The sequence below is a fragment of the Micromonospora sp. CNZ286 genome, from assembly GCF_014207755.1.
Map to the genome: position 1 here is coordinate 4,185,269 of NZ_JACHIZ010000001.1, position 15,327 is coordinate 4,200,595.

General features: G+C 66.4%; 8 protein-coding genes. 3 read left to right on the plus strand and 5 right to left on the minus strand.

All coding sequences use genetic code 11. The features are described 5' to 3' along the window. The gene (locus FHX31_RS18185; RefSeq protein ID WP_221489009.1) at nucleotides 1-1,206 is read right to left on the minus strand and encodes an IS256 family transposase; all 1,206 of its coding nucleotides are present in this window, start codon (nucleotides 1,204-1,206) and stop codon (nucleotides 1-3) included. Nucleotides 1,207-1,450: 244 nt separating this feature from the next. On the opposite strand from FHX31_RS18185, the gene FHX31_RS18190 reads away from it, so the two are divergent. Continuing rightward, entirely contained in the window at nucleotides 1,451-2,233 is a 783-nt protein-coding gene (locus tag FHX31_RS18190) for an IS5/IS1182 family transposase (protein ID WP_013473820.1), read from the plus strand. Between the two features lie 160 nt (nucleotides 2,234-2,393). Here FHX31_RS18190 and FHX31_RS18195 read toward each other — a convergent pair whose 3' ends face one another. Continuing rightward, nucleotides 2,394-3,143: a cation efflux transmembrane domain-containing protein gene (locus tag FHX31_RS18195; RefSeq protein WP_184976851.1), complete on the minus strand. Its 750-nt coding sequence runs from the start codon at nucleotides 3,141-3,143 to the stop codon at nucleotides 2,394-2,396. Then, nucleotides 3,143-3,472 carry an ArsR/SmtB family transcription factor gene (locus FHX31_RS18200; protein WP_375547166.1) on the minus strand — a complete coding sequence of 110 codons (330 nt, stop codon included), beginning with the start codon at nucleotides 3,470-3,472 and terminating at the stop codon, nucleotides 3,143-3,145. The genes FHX31_RS18195 and FHX31_RS18200 overlap by 1 nt, the downstream gene beginning before the upstream one ends. Nucleotides 3,473-3,698: 226 nt before the next feature. On the opposite strand from FHX31_RS18200, the gene FHX31_RS18205 reads away from it, so the two are divergent. Both FHX31_RS18205 and FHX31_RS18210 read left to right on the plus strand, forming a co-directional pair. Continuing rightward, complete coding sequence (locus FHX31_RS18205; protein WP_486481720.1) at nucleotides 3,699-3,926, plus strand: NUDIX domain-containing protein; 228 nt, start codon at nucleotides 3,699-3,701, stop codon at nucleotides 3,924-3,926. Nucleotides 3,927-4,031: 105 nt separating this feature from the next. Next, nucleotides 4,032-4,814: a transposase family protein gene (locus tag FHX31_RS18210; protein WP_091331585.1), complete on the plus strand. Its 783-nt coding sequence runs from the start codon at nucleotides 4,032-4,034 to the stop codon at nucleotides 4,812-4,814. 801 nt (nucleotides 4,815-5,615) lie between these two features. Here FHX31_RS18210 and FHX31_RS18215 read toward each other — a convergent pair. Both FHX31_RS18215 and FHX31_RS18220 read right to left on the minus strand, forming a co-directional pair. After that, complete coding sequence (locus FHX31_RS18215) at nucleotides 5,616-6,146, minus strand: hypothetical protein (protein WP_184976852.1); 531 nt, start codon at nucleotides 6,144-6,146, stop codon at nucleotides 5,616-5,618. Continuing rightward, nucleotides 6,106-15,189: a LamG-like jellyroll fold domain-containing protein gene (locus FHX31_RS18220; RefSeq protein WP_184976853.1), complete on the minus strand. Its 9,084-nt coding sequence runs from the start codon at nucleotides 15,187-15,189 to the stop codon at nucleotides 6,106-6,108. Before FHX31_RS18220 ends, FHX31_RS18215 begins: the two co-directional genes overlap by 41 nt. Nucleotides 15,190-15,327 lie beyond the last annotated feature (138 nt).

Consider the following 15,327-nt stretch of genomic DNA (forward strand, 5'->3'; position numbering starts at 1 on the left):
TCAGTGGTTGGCCGGGGTGAGCCGGCCCTCGAACGCGATCTGGAACGCGTTGAGTGGTGCTTTCCAGCGCATGGTCCACCGCCGGCGGCCGGCGCCGGTGGGGTCGAGGCTCATCAACGCCATGTACACGCACTTGAGCGCGGCCTGCTCGTTCGGGAAGTGACCGCGGGCGCGGACGGCCTTGCGGATGCGGGCGTTGACGCTCTCGATCGCGTTCGTGGAGCAGACGACCTTGCGGATCTCCACGTCGAAGGCGAGGAACGGCACGAACTCCGCCCAGGCGTTCTCCCACAACTTCACGATCGCCGGATACTTGCGGCCCCAGGTCTCGGCGAACTCGAGGAACCGCTCGGTCGCGGCGTCCTCGGTGGGCGCGGTGTAGACAGGCTTGAGCGCCTTTGCGATCTTGTCCCAGTCCTGCCGGGCCGCGTACCGGAACGAGTTGCGCAGCAGATGCACCACGCACGTCTGCACGATCGTGCGCGGCCACACCGTCTCCACCGCCTCCGGTAGGCCCTTCAATCCGTCGCAGACGAGCATGAGCACATCGGCCACGCCGCGGTTCTTCAGTTCCGTCAGCACGTGCAGCCAGTGCTTGGCGCCTTCACCGCCGTCACCGGCCCAGATGCCGAGGATGTCACGGTGCCCGTCGACGGTGACCGCCATGGCGAGGTAGATCGGCCGGTTCGCGACCTGACCGTCCCTGATCTTGACGTTGATAGCATCGATGAACACGACCGGATACACCGGGTCGAGGGGCCGGTTCTGCCACTCGGCCATCCCGTCCATCACCTTGTCAGTGATGGTGGAGATGGTCTGCTTCGACACTTCCGCGCCGTACACCTCAGCCAGATGGGCGGCGATCTCCCCGTGCGTCAGCCCCTTGGCCGACAACGACAACACCATGTCATCGACCCCGGTCAGGCGCCGCTGCCGCTTACGCACGATCTGCGGCTCGAACGTCCCCGCCGCGTCACGAGGGACCCGGACCTCGACCGGCCCGACATCGGTGAGCACCGTCTTGGTTCGGCTGCCGTTACGCGTGTTCCCGCTGCCCCGACCAGCAGGATCGTGCTTGTCGTAGCCGACGTGGTCGGTCATCTCACCGTCCAAGGCCGACTCCAGGACCCGCTTCGTGAGCTGCTGTAGCAGCCCACCCTCGCCGGTCAGCTTCAGCCCGTCGCCACGAGCCCGATCGACCAGCATCGCGATCAGCTGCTCATCCGTGACCGCACCCACCGACCCACCGGCCGGCTCCTGCCCCGAGGTGATCTCGGTCGTCATCTGGCGTCTCTCCCTTGATCGGTCGATCAGCCGTTATTTGAGCCTTTTTCATCCTGATCTTGCAGGTCAGCGTGGGTAGGCGGGGGCCGTAGATCGATGAGGGCGAGGCTCCAGGTAAGACAGCAAATCGACCAAAACCCGATGCCCCAACACGGGAGCCTCGCCTGTGCTGTCTTACCCGTCCACGATCTCGTTGTCCAGCCGGACCCTGAACCACCTCGCTGACCGTATCCGCCACCACCGTGACCAGCGTCGATCCAGGTGGCGGCGCCTCGACGCGGGACGGCAGGCACTGCTCGCTCTGGCTCACCTGCGCAACGGTGATACCTACACCCGGCTGGCCGCCGGGTTCGCCGTCGGCGTGAGTACCGCTTGGCGGTACGTGCAGGAAGCGATAGCCCTGCTCGCGATGGCCGCGAACGACCTGGCCACCCCCATCAACCGGATCCGCCGGCTGGCGTACGCGATCCTGGATGGCACCCTGATCCCGATCGACCGGGTCGCCGACCAGCGGCCGTACTACTCGGGGAAGCACAAGCGCCACGGCGTGAACGTGCAGGTCATCGCCGACGCGGCGGGCCGCCTCGTTTGGGCTTCGCCGGCGCTGCCCGGCTCTGTCCACGACCTGACCGCGGCCCGGACCCACGGCATCATCGAGGCGCTGACCAGCGCAGAGGTGACGACCTTCGCGGACAAGGGCTATCAGGGAGCCGGCGGGAGCGTGCGCACGCCGTTCAAGCGGCGCCGCTTCCGGCCCAAGCTGTCACGCCGACAGAAGGCCGTGAACCGGGCCCACGCGAAGATCCGCGCCCGCGGCGAACGGGCGATCGCCACCCTCAAGACCTGGAAGATCCTGGTCAAGCTGCGCTGCTGCCCACGGCGGGCGACCACGATCGTGCAGGCCATCCTCGTTCTGCACCACGTCGAAGCCAACCGCTACGCAGGATGAAAAAGGCTCACTGTCGTCCACATTCGCGACATCTAATCATAGCGGAGCTGACAGTCCCGACTTTCGCTCGTTCCTTCACACGACTCTCACAACTGCTCGCCGACCAGGGCTCGGATGAAGGCGCAGCTGAGCAGGTAGATCCCCAGAACGGCGGCGGCCATCAACGCGGCTCGCCGGTCTCGCCCGTGCCGCAGCAACCGTCGGCGCAGGCAGCGGTCGCAGTGGACCCGGACGGCGGGGCGCTGGCCGAGACGGTGTGCAGGGCGGCGTTCGGGGTGCAGCAGCTGTCGCCCTTCCACGCTTCGCGGCCTTCCTTGACAGCGACGGCCGCGATGACCAGCGCGGCGATCGGGTCGGCCCACGACCAACCGAACAGGCTGTTGACCGCCAGGCCCACCAGCAGGACCGCGGACAGGTAGGTGCACAGCAGGGTCTGCTTCGAGTCGGCCACGGCCGTGCGGGAACCGAGTTCGCGTCCGGTGCGGCGCTGCGCGTACGAAAGCCCCGGCATCACGGCGAGCGACACCGCGGCCAGGACCAGCCCGACCTTGGAATGTTCGGCCTCGGCGCCGCCGATCAGCACGCGCACCGATTCGACGCTGACGTAGGCGGCGAGGGCGAAGAACGAGATCGTGATGATGCGCAGCGCCTTCCTCTCCCGCGCTTCGGGGTCACGGCCGGCGAACTGCCACGCCACCGCCGCCGCCGACGACACCTCGATGATCGAGTCGAGGCCGAAGCCGATCAGCGCGGTCGACGACGCGATCGTCCCGGCGGTGATCGCCACGACCGCCTCGATGACGTTGTAGGTGATGGTGGCAGCGACCAGCAGCTGCACCCGCTTGGTGAGCACGGCCCGCCGGAGCGGGCTGGGGCCGGACGGTGTCAGCTGGAACAGCGGCAGGCTCATCAGCAACAGCCCTTCTCGGCCGAGGCCGGGCACGCGGCCGGGTCGACCGCGAGGACCAAGCCGAGTAGGTCACCCAGGGCGCGCGCCATCCGGGCGTCGGCCAGCTCGTAACGGGTCCGCCGGCCCTGCGCGACCGCCACGACCAGGCCGCACCCGCGCAGGCACGCCAGGTGGTTGGACAGGTTCTGCCGGGTGGTGCCCAGCACCTCTGCCAGCTCAGCCGGGTACCCGGGCTGCTCGCGCAGGGCCAGCAACAGCCGCGCCCGGGTCGGGTCCGACAGGGCATGACCGAAGCGGGCCAGGAGCTGCGCGTGCGTCAACGTCTCCACCCGACAACAGTACATTCGCTGCTGTACAGTTCGCCGGGATCGCCGTGCTGGTTGCCGTCTGCGCCGTCTCAGCTCCCGGTTTGACGATCGTGCCGTGGCTCCCCGATAGACAGGAGCCACGAAGAGGCATAATCACAGGACCACACCCAAGCTGTCCGCGTGCCGCTGCTCTCCGTTAGTCCGGGAAAACCTTGCCTATGGAATCCTGCTGCAGCCTGGAGGACACCTGGAGCCGACCGACACCTCGCTGATCGATGCGGCGATGCGGGAACTGACGGAGGAGACCGGTGTTGATCCCACCGATGTCGCCCCGACCTCACATGTGCCCGTGTACGTCGAATACGGGAAAGTGCCGGCCCGCCCCGACAAAGGCGAACCGGAACACTTTCATCTCGACTTCGGGTACTGCTTCACCACAGCCTGGGGACTGTACAATGAGCCATTTTCATCGTGACGGCGCAGGTCACGGGCGGTGTGGGAGGCCGGTGTCCAGGTAGGACGAGGCTCCCGGTAAGACAGCAATCGACCAAGATCAGATGCCCCAACCGGGAGCCTCGCTGTGCTGTCTTACCCTGCCGCGATTCCGTTGTCCACCCGCAGCCTGAACCACCTCGCCGCCCTCATCCGAACCCGCCGCCAGCAGCAACGGTCTCGGTGGCGACGCCTCGACCCCGGCCGGCAAGCCCTGCTCGCCCTGGCCCACCTGCGCAACGGCGACACCTACACCCGCCTGGCCGCCGGATTCGACATCGGCGTCACGACCGCCTGGCGTTATGTCCACGAGGCCATCGACCTGCTCGCCGCGACCGCCGACGACCTGGCCACGGCCATGACCAGGATCCGTCTGCTCGCCTACGCAATCCTCGACGGCACCCTGATCCCGATCGACCGGGTCGCCAACCAGAAGCCGTACTACTCCGGAAAACACAAGCGTCACGGCGTGAACGTGCAGGTCATCGCCGACGCGGCCGGGCGTCTCGTCTGGGCCTCGGCCGCGCTGCCCGCCTCGACGCACGACCTGACCGCCGCCCGCACCCACGGCATCATCGACGCCCTGGCCAGCACCGACGTGATGACCTTCGCGGACAAGGGCTATCAAGGCGCCCCCGGCAGCGTGCGCACCCCGTTCAAGCGGCGCCGCTTCCGGCCGAAGCTGTCACGCCGGCAGAAGGCCGTCAACCGAGCGCACGCGAAGATCCGCGCCCGCGGCGAACGCGCGATCGCCACCCTCAAGACCTGGAAAATCCTGGTCAAGCTGCGCTGCTGCCCACGCCGAGCGACCGCGATCGTGCAGGCCATCCTCGTCCTGCACCGCGTCGAAGCCGACCGCCACGCAGGATGAAAATGGCTCATAGTACGTGTGGGTGATGGCGACGGTGAGGTCCCGCATCACCTTGGCGCCGGTGAAGTTGCGGACGTCGGTGACGTACTGGATCTGTCCGTCGGGCCCGACCAGGGTCGACTCGCCTGGGATCAGGTCCGCAGCGTCGACCCAGTCGCCGGTGGTGGCGTCCCAGAAGGGATGGTGTGCGGTGGTGTGCAGAACCGATCCGGTCGGTCCGCGGGTACTGCGTTCCCCTTCACCCTCACCGGTGGACCGCGCCGGCTGGTCGGCAGGCTTTGCCGACACGGTCACGTCGGTCAGCTCGGTGTCTCGGTTGACGTGTAGCAGGGTCACCTGCTGATCGCTGTGTTCACCGGTGGTGGGGTCGGTTGTGGCTACCGTGTCACCGATGTTGACCTCAACGATCGGTCGTGCGGTGTCGTCGGCCATCAGGACCCGGGTGTTCGGGTCGAAGCTGTGCCGGTCGCATCCGGCTGCCTTCGGCTCGTTGTCCTGAACACGATCTCGGTCACGCTGGTGCTCGGGCCGGTTCTGCTTCGACGAGGTCCGTTCGGGCTTCTCCTGCCGCTTCGGCGCCTGCTTCGCCTTCGGCGGCGTGGCCGGCTTGGACGGCTTGGGCTTCGGCTTCGGCTCCGTCACTCGATAGGGTGGCTGTCCGCGATCCGAGCGGCGAACTGCTGGCTAGTCTCGCCTTTGAGCCTCGCCGCCGCTCTGGATGCCAATGCGAGCAGTTCTACGCGCTGCCTCGGTGAACCGCCCAGGATCTTGCAGAAGTCTCCACACAACCGGGGCGGTTCACTATCCGGAACGCACCGCGTCCCTCAACTCCTCGAGGATTCCCTGAAGAAATCCATTCAGGTTGGCTCCACAACTCGTAATCCCATTCTCCTCCACTTCATAGACGGATCCTACCCACGCGCCACCACTCAGCCGGCACACCTGACCAGACTCGCCGATCAGCGCGAAAAGACCTCCACCACCATCAGACCCAAATACTACAATTCTACCGTCAAGTGCACCGCGAATCTCCGAGGGCTGCAGCCCTTGAATCCCTTCCAAAACTTCTTCCGCCGAGAGGACGAAAATTCCGTTGCCCACGTCGGGGAGGCTTACTCGCTCCACGACTGCATAAAACTCCAGCAGATCGGCATGCACGGCCATTTCAGCCAGAGATCGAACTCCCGGCAACAAGCTCGCACTTTCCGCTCGCACCACGACGTTTTCGTCCGGCGGATATCCATATTTACCTTCAAATGCCGAAAGATACTGAACCAAAAGGCCGGCGACGTCATCGACCCAACGGCTTAGCCTCTCGCCAGAAATAGGCACCGTACCCCCTGTCAATCTGAGCGGCCACGCTTTCAATCTGAGTTCGCGTCGGGTTCGGATTGAGATCCTTGAACCATTTCCACTGATTAGTAATGTCTTGGTGAACGTTGGCGCCTCGAGACTTCATCCTACTACCAGGCAGACCACGCACATTGGACGGGGCGTCGAAATCGAAGCCAGCGAACTCTGGATGACTCCTATACTCCTGAGGTATCGCATGGTGAGCGTCCCAATCGAGCGGCAGGCGCATGTACCCATTCTTGGCCAGCCAAGCGTTGAACCTGCCACGATAGTTTTCGAGCTTGATTGTCGGAAATTCCGGATCGTATTCAGATTGCGCATCTGATCCAGCGACCGGTGGCGTGCAGTCGCCTTGCCAGATCCCAGCACTTCGACTGCCGTCCGCGCGGAGCAACCCTCCGGAGAAGCATGCGTCTTGGAGTTGCCCCTGCGCCGGGAGGCCGGAGTCCCCACTGAAACTTGGTGCAGATTCGCCATTCCCGTCCGATTGAACACGGGGTGCTGGAAGGTTGTTGGGGTTATTTCCGATCTGGCGGTTGCCGGCGACCATCTGCTCCGACAGCGGGCGGTTGCTGTCGGTCTTATCCGGTCTGGCATTGACGTCGAGAAGCCAGGGGGTGCGGCAGAGTTGGCCACCGGTGAGGCCTGCGGCGAGAGATTTCAGGACGCACGGTGGGATTGGCGGTGGGGTGTTGCAGTTCCTGGTGCAGGGTGCGCCGTTGCCGGGTCCGCTGCCAGCGTTCGGCGCGGTTCCTGGCGGGCTTCCTGGTGCGTAGACCCAGCTACACGAAGCGGAGTGCGGATTCCGTTCGCAGTAGTGCTGCGTAGGCAGACTGGGGGTGCCGCTTCCATAGCCAGGCGACGAGCCAGAGTGGCTTGGTGTGGGAGATGGCTGGCTTGAAGGCGCTGGGCCTGGGCGGGAAAGTGGCCCTCGAGGTGCTTGCGGGCTAGGGCTTGGGTGTGGCTTAGTTTCGCTCCAGCGCCATTGAATATCCGGAGCAGAAACCCCCGTCTTTTTTGTCTGGGTAGCAACATAAAATAGGACAGCGATTCCGACGACGACCAACGCAGCCGACGGGCTGATTGCGCAGGCTCCGCAGTGTCCAGATGGGTCACTCACGGTCGTGGGGCTGGAGTTGGCGTAGCTGTAGCGGTTCGTCTGCGTGACGGGGTCTGGGCTGAGAGTCCAGGTGTCGCGGCTGGTGAAAGCGCCAGCCGAGCTGTCGTACCAGCGGGCGTGGGCGTTGGTTTGGGTGGTGTCGGGGTCGGTCCAGCCGCCTTGGTAGCCGAGGGGCAGGGTGCCGGTGGCTGCGGTGGGCTGGCCGTAGGGCTGATAGGCGCGGGAAGCGGCGAGGTCGCCGGTGCTGGGGTTGGTGGCGGCGGTGAGGTCGTTGTGGATGCGGTCGGTTATGAGGTTGCGCGCGGCGGCGGTGCCGGCCTTGTCGGACAGCGGCTGCCCGTCGGGGCTGCGGAGTATGACGGTGTCTTGGCTCGGTGTGTCGGGCGTGCGGATGGGTTGGTTGGTCAGGTCGTTGTAGAGGAAGGGCAGGGTGTTGCGTTGGGTGAGGCGGTCGAGGGCGTCGTAGGTGTAGTTGATGGTGTAGCCGGTGCTGGTGGCTTGGGTGAGGCGTTCGAAGGCGTCGAATGTGTTGGTGTCGACGGTGGTGCCGGTGGTGTGGGTGGAGAGGGTGCCTCGGGGGGTCCAGGTCCAGGCTTCTGCGGGTTGGGCTGCGCCGTTGGCGGTGGTGGTGCGGTTGCGGGCGTCGTAGGTGGTGGTTCGGGTGCCGGTGGGGTTGGTGACGGTGGTGCGGTTGGAGGCGTTGTCGTAGCCGTAGGTGGTTTGTTGGTTGGTTGGTGATTTCCAGTTGGTGAGTCGGGCGAGGCCGTCGTAGCCGTAGGTGTTGGTGCCGGCTCCGGTGACGCCGGTGGTGGTTTTGGTGAGGAGCAGGTCGTCTTTGTCGTAGGTGTAGGTGGTGGAGGCGGTGGTGGTGCCGTTGGGTTTCTTGTAGGTGTCGGTGGCGAGGCGACCGAGGCTGTCGTAGGTGTAGGCCCGGGTCGGTCCGCCGCTGCCGTAGGTGGTCTGGCCGAGTTGGCCGTTGTTCTTGTAGACGTTGGTGGCGGTGACTCCGGTGAGGGGGTCAGCGGTGGTGGCGAGGGCGCCGGCGGTGTTGTAGGTGAAGGTTGCGGTGCCGGCAGCGTCGGTGCGGTTGGTGAGGTTGCCTTCGCCGTCGTAGGTGTAGGTGGCGTCGCCTGCCGCGCCGGTGACGCTGGTGAGCTGGTCGCGGTCGTTCCAGGTGTAGTTGGTTGCGCCGTTGGGTCCGCCGACGCTGGTGATGCGGCCGTTGAGGTCGTAGCCGAGTTGGCGGGTGGCGGTGGTGGCTTCGGCTCCGGTGCCGGTTTCTTGGGTGAGGTTGCCGAGCTTGTCGTAGGTGAGGATTCGGCTGACGTTGCCGGGGAGTCGGTAGGTGACGGGTTGCCCGGCGGCGTCGTAGGTGGTGGTCCAGGTGCGGTCAGCGGGGTTTGGGTGGGCGGTGGTGGCGGGTTCGATGACTGAGGCGGTCTGGCCCCATGGGGTGTAGGTGTAGGTGGTGGCGCTGGTGTTGCCGTCGACCATGCGGGTGCGTTGGCCGGTCAGGTCGTAGCCGAGTTCGACGGTGACGGCCGTCGTCGCGTCCGCTGGGTTGACGCGCTGAGTGATGGCGGTGAGTTGACCAGCGTTGTCGTACCCGTACTGGCTGGTTCGTCCTTCGCGGCTGGTGACGGTGAGCGGCTGGCTTGCGCCGTTGTAGGTGGCGGTTGCGGTTCGCAGGGTGGTGGCGCAGGCGCCGGTCGTGGTGGTGGTGCAGTCGGCGGTGGCGGTGAGGCGCCCGGCGAGGTCGTAGGTCTGGGTGGTGACGGGGTCGACGTAGGTGGTGTCCTTGCCCTTCACCGAGGTGAGGGGCCGGCCGGCCATGTCGTAGGTGTACTGGGTGAACCGGCCGGTCGGGTCGGTGACTTTGAGTGGCTCGGCGGCGGTGTTGTACGTGGTCGTGGTGGTGTGGTTGAGCGGTGTGGTGACGGTGGTGAGGTTGCCGGCGGGGTCGTAGGCGAGGTTGGTGGTCAGGTAGAGCGTGTTGCCGGTGGTGCGGTCGCTGACGGTGGCCGTGATTTGTTGGCCGAGGTCGTTGTAGGTGGCCGAGGTCGATCCGCCGGTGGGGTCGGCTGCGGACAGTAGGTCCCCGACTCGGTCGTAGGTGTAGGTCCAGACGGGTGTGGTTTTGGGTCCGTCGTCGTCGGGGTCGGGCAGGGTGCGGGTGAGCGGTCGCCCGTAGGGGTCGTAGGTGTGGGTGGTGATCCGGCCGAGGGGGTCGGTGGTGTGGTCGACCAGGCCTTGGTTGTTGTAGGCGGTTTGGTAGGTGCCGGTGAGGGCGACACCGCCTGGAGTGGTGTAGGTCGGCAGGGTGACGTTGGTAGGCCGGCCGGCGGGGTCGACGCTGGCGGTGGTGGTGTTGCCGTTGGCGTCGCGAATGTGGGTGGTGTCGCCGAATGTGTTGTAGCCGATGGTGGTGATGGGCGCGGCGGTGGTGCTGGCGCCGTTATTCCAGGCGGTGCGGGTGGCGCCGGTGGTGGTGACGGGGTTGCCGAGTGGGTCGTAGGTGGCGCTGGTGGTGACGCCGGCCGGGTCGGTGGTGTGGGTGACGAGGCCGCGGGCGTCGCGTTGGTAGGCGGTGGTGAGGTCGGCGGGGGTGCCGCCGGTGTTGGCGACGGTCTCGGTCAGGATCCGGCCGATGTCGTCGTAGGTGTAGCTGGTGGATTCGGCGCGGCCGGGTGAGGCAGCACCGGTGCGCGTGAGGGTGGCGATGGTGCCATCCAGGTTGCGGGTGTAGATGACCGCGCGGTCCAGGCCGGCAGGGTCGAGGTGTTCTTCCTTGATGTAGCCGGCCTTGTCGTAGATCGTCGTGGTGCGGATGTCACCCATGGCGATCTGCAGGTTGGGTTGTCCGGCGGCGTTGTAGTCGCTTTTGCTGAGCTGGGTTTCGCTGGTGATGTCGCCGCTGGTGTTGCGGCGGACCCTGCTGCTGGTGGCGGGCAGGTTGTCGCCGTAGTAGGTGTAGGCGGTTTCGCGGCCCATGGCGTCGACGACGGAGGCGAGGCGGCCGGCGGGGTCGTAGGCGCGGGAGTCCAGGACGAGGCGTGTGGCGGTGGGATTCATCGGGTCGACGCCGTCGCCGACAGCGGCGGTCTCGGTGCGACGGTGTGCCTCGTCGTAGGTGTACTCATAGATGAGGCCGCTGGGTTGGGTGACCTTGGTGAGGTCTCCCCTGCTGTCGTAGTCCTGGTCAACCGTTTTGGCGTCGGGGGTTGTGGTCAGGTCGGGGCGGCCTGCGGCGTCGTAGGTCCAGATCCAGGTGCGGTCGGGGTCGTCGCCGGTGATGTCGTCGATGACCTGGCGGGTACGTAGGCCGAGGTCGTTGTAGGTGTAGGTGCTCTTTGCCTGGTGCGTGACGCCGGTGACCGCGTTGGTGACGGGTGGGCCGGTGGTGGTGGCGACCTGCGACAGGGCGTTGTAGGTGTAGCTGGTGGTGCTGAAGGCGTTCCCGTCGGCGGGGGCAATCGTGATGGTGGTGACGCGGCCGAGTGCGTCGCGGGTGTAGGTGGTGGTCAGCCCAACAGGGTCGACGGTGCGGACCAGGTCACCGGAGGAGTTGTAGTAGTTGCGGGTGGTTTTGCCGTTGCGGGCAGTTGCGGTCAGTTGCAGCCCGGCCGGGATGGTGCCGGTGCCGGCGGGTTCGGCGGCCTCGGAGCCGGTGGAGTAGGTGTAGGACTCCGTGGGCGAGGTGGAGTAGCCGGCGGGTGCGGGGTAGCTGACGGCGGTGATGTGCCCGATGGTGTCGAGGGTGTGCGTGACGCGGTAGGTGGTGTCGGTGGCGGAGGCAGAACGGGCGTCTGCCGTCCAGGTCCGCACGTCGTTACGCGGGTCGAGCGGGTTCGTGGCGTTGAGGTAGTAGCCGGCGTAGCTGGTGTTGCATTCGGTGCTGGTTCTGCAGGTGGTGCGGCCGAGGACGTTGCCGCGGGCGTCGGTGTCGTAGGTGGTGGTGTTGTTGTTGGCGTCGGTGTACTTGGAGACGAATCCGCGGGCGTTGTAGGTCCACTTCTGTTCGCCGAAGGTGTCCTCGCGGCTGACGAGGCGGCCGCCGTGATCAATGTCGTGGCGGTAAGTGATGGGTTCGGCGTTGTCCGGTGCCAGGACAACAACGCGTTTGCCGTTGTCCGGTGTGGGGTTGCCGAGATCCCAGGTGGCGCCGTTGCGGTCGGTCAGGGTGGTCACGCGGCCGCTTGGCCCGTCGTAGGCGACGGTGAGGGCGGTATGTCCGCCGGGATCGGTGACGGTGGTGAGCCGTTGGGTCGCGGTGCGGGCGGCCCAGTGCGCGGAGACCTGGTTGGCGCCGAGGGGGTGCTTGTAGTAGGCGGCTTCGTCGATGAGGCCGGTGAAGGGAAAGTTCCCGGTCGGGGTGCCGGTCCAGCCGCTGCCGCCGCGGCCGTTTCCGATAGAGGCGTGGGCCATGTCGCGGTAGTCGATCAGCTGGCCGGTCAGCTGGCCGATCCTGACGCCGTCGAGGTACAGCTGCTGGGCGTCAACGGCGCCGGAGAGCACGACGTGGTGCCATTGCCCGTCGTCCACGCGGGCCGCGGACGTCATCTGGGTTTGGCTTTGGGTGGTCGTCCAAATCTTGGCCCGCAGCACGCCGTTGGTGTCGACGTAAAGCATGGGCAGTGTCTGGGAAGGGGTGTGGCTGAGGTCGGTGTTCTGCATGCCGAACAGAACGCCGTTCTCGCCGGTGCCGGCCTTGAACCACAGTTCCACGGCGACGCCCATGGAGGTGTTCGTCAGGTTCTTCGGCAGTTCGACGGCGGTGGCGCTTGTAGCGCCGAAGTCAGCGGCGGTGTCCGGAGATCCGGCCAGTGCCCCTGCTACGCCGAGGGTGACGTCTTGATAGGAGCCGTCACGGTCACCGGCTTTCGTGGCGACGACGTTGGTGGCGTCCTGCGTGTCTGCAGCCTCGCCGAGGGGCCAGTAGGCAGCCGGGTTGTCATCGGTGACCACCGAGCGGTAGTGCGACGACGCGGTGTAGGCGTAGGTGGTGCATGACTGTGCAGACAGCGGCGTGCAGACTTGGGTAAGGGTGTCGCCGGTGTAGGTGTAGGTCCACCTGGGCCCGGTCTCGCCACTGGCGGGGGCGTCGGTCGCGACAGAGGTGACGTGGCCGCCGGTCCAGGTCAGGTGCAGTGAACGGTTGCTGCCGTTGTCAGTGATCGTGGTCAGCTCGTTGTTGCTGTTATAGGTGTAGCTCTGGATACGGCCATCGGCGTCTGCGACGGAGGTCAGCCGGCCGTTGGCGTTGAAGATCCGCCGGGTGCCGGTGGAGTCGCGCAGGGTCCAGACGGTCGGGCTGCCAGCGGCGACCAAGGTCAGGGTTGATCCCTGTGGGGAGGCGTAGGTGCCGTCCGGGTTGCGGCCGAAGCGCAGCTGTCCGCCGGAGGCGAGCGTCACCAGAACGTTGTCGGAGCCGTCGGAGTCGGTGGTCAGCCGCTGATCGATCGGGCTGCTCCAACCCGCACCGAACGCCCCGGATGCTCGCAGGTCCTGCGAATTGTAGGTCCGGGTCATCGTCAACGCAGGTCCAGCGACCGCCACGGCAGCGTCGGTCACCGTGGTGGAGTAGTTGCCGACGTACGGGTTGAGGCCCGCCACCGCCGGGTCGTTGCCGGCCCCGGCGAGATGGCTCGACACCTCAGGCTGCGCCACTGTCGGCGTGAACACGTACGGCCCGAGTTCCGGGGTGGATGCCTGGGTGTCGGACAGGGTGACATACCAGTGTGCGGGCTGCTGCCAGGTCAGCAGCCCGGTAGGCACTGCCCAGGCCGTCGACGATCGCCATGCCGTGCTCTGACAGCCGGACGGTGCCGCCGGGGTGCCCTTGCAGATGCGGAACTTCACCTGCCGGCCGCCGGCCGGGGTGTTGTCCGGGTCGAGGTAGTCCACCCACAGGCTCGGGGTGAGGGAGTCGGTGAAGCCGTTATGCGGCGGGAACACGCCACCGTCGCCGACGGTCGGCGCGCCATTGCTCACGGTGAAGGTGCTCTGGCCGAACGGGATGCCGTAGGTGCTGTTGAACGAGGCGCCGGACGGATTCACCATGTCCAGGCGGAGGATGTAGGTCCCCAACCCGAGCGACTCGACCTGGATGGGCACGTCGGCGTACTGGTGCGGGCCGACGTTCTTCGGCATCGCGTAGAGCGGCCCGCTACGCAGAAGCGTCCCGCCGGCGCTGAGAATCTTGTACGTCAGCCGATAACCGTTCGTCGGGGTCCAGGTCGTCGAACCCCAGTTCGTCACCCGTGCCGTAATCCTCCCGGCCGACGCGGCAGTGACCGGCGGGTTGAAGCTCGGCGAGGGAAGCGAGTACTTGGCGCCCTGGTCGGAGTAGTTCAGGTCGATGTATGGGCGGGCCGTGGAGTTCGAGAAGTTCGCCGATGCGAACCGCTTCCAGGCGTAGCTGTCGGTCTCCGACGCCCGCACCGTCAGCCCGTAGAACGCCTCGGTGCCGTGCAGCCACTTCATCACCCGGTCCGGCGGCAGCGAGAAGCCGGCCCAGTTGCCGCTCGGGCAGTCGTAGTAGCCGTGAGCGAACGACCCGGTAGCGAGCCGGTTCGCCGAGTCGTACGACGGGCCTGCCCACGTCTTGGTCGTCGATCCCGACCATGACTTGGTCACCGCGTACACGTTGACGCTGCGGGCTCTGCAGGAGTAGGACCAGAAGTTCCACATCTGCAACGTCGCGCCAAGGACATAGCGGTTCGGCCTCGACGCCTTCAGATCGTTGAAGTGCAGGTACGACGCGGCCCGCTCGGTGCCACCGTTGTACGTGCCCACCAGCAGGTCACCCTCGGCGGAATTGTTGCGGTTGGCGTGGTCACGCTTCGACACGTACGTGTCGTCGGTCTCCGCGTTGTCGGTGAACGAGGGGTCGACAATGACCGGGAACACCCGCGAAGGATCCCGCAGCCAGTGGGCGTCCAGGTCGACCTGCAACAGCCACCCGGAAGCCTGACGCTGCAGCGAGTATCGGACGTTGTCCGTCCGCTCCCCCGTACCACGACGGGGGTGGATGTTCGAATCAACCATGAACCCCGGAGGGACGACACCCCGCACCGCACCACTTGCGTCGGTGAACTCGACTTCACCGGTGGCGTCGTTGAGCGCCGGAGTGACGCCCTTGACGGTCAGCGGGAAGGTCCATGTCGTCGGGGCGTCAGCGGAGTGCAGGACGATCTCTTCCTTAAGGCCCCACTCCATCGGCGTCAGCTTCACGTCTGACGCCGCACGCACACCGACGAACGTGGCCGTCGACTCCTCAACCGACGACGAAACCGCAGCAGCACCGTCAACCGCGAAGGACACCGCAGCGTCCTCGCCCAACGACAATGTCGCCACCTGCGGATCGTTGCTACGCGAGGCGATACTCACATCCGCGGCGGATGCCGGCGCGTACCGGCCATCGACCCGTCGAGACAACCGGTTATCGATCGGCTTCCACGCTCCGGCGCCGTCACGGATGAAGGCCGGACCGTCGTAGACCCGCAGCGTCTTCGTGCCATCAGGATTGACGAACTCGGTCGTGCGCTCCGTACGGGCATCCGACCGCTCGACGGAACGGCCGGCGACGACTCCACCGCTGGCGCCCCCCACCTCCGAGAGCGAAGACGCCTCTTGCCCGGCCTCACCCTGCCCAGGCACCTTCACCGCAGGGAACGTCTGCTCGGCACCGACCGCGCCCGGCACAGGCGGACGCGCTGCGCTGCTTCCGGCTGACCCGGCAAACGACGTCCGCGCGGTTGTCGCCTCATGCGACGGTAACCCCGCTACCCCTGCGCGTTGAGAAGGCTTGACCGCGGTGGCGCCCGCCGGCGCCGCAGGCGATGCCGTCACCGGCTGCGGAGGCACCGCCGACAGCAACGACGCCACCATGCTGAACGTCAACAAACCTGCGAGGGAGTACCTGCGCCGAGCCCAGCGGCCCACAGCCGCAACACTCATGGCGGATCCACGAAACGCACCGGCCACCGCAGTCTCCTCAAGGTCAGCAGGGTGCGCTGACAGTAAAGATCACTAACGGAC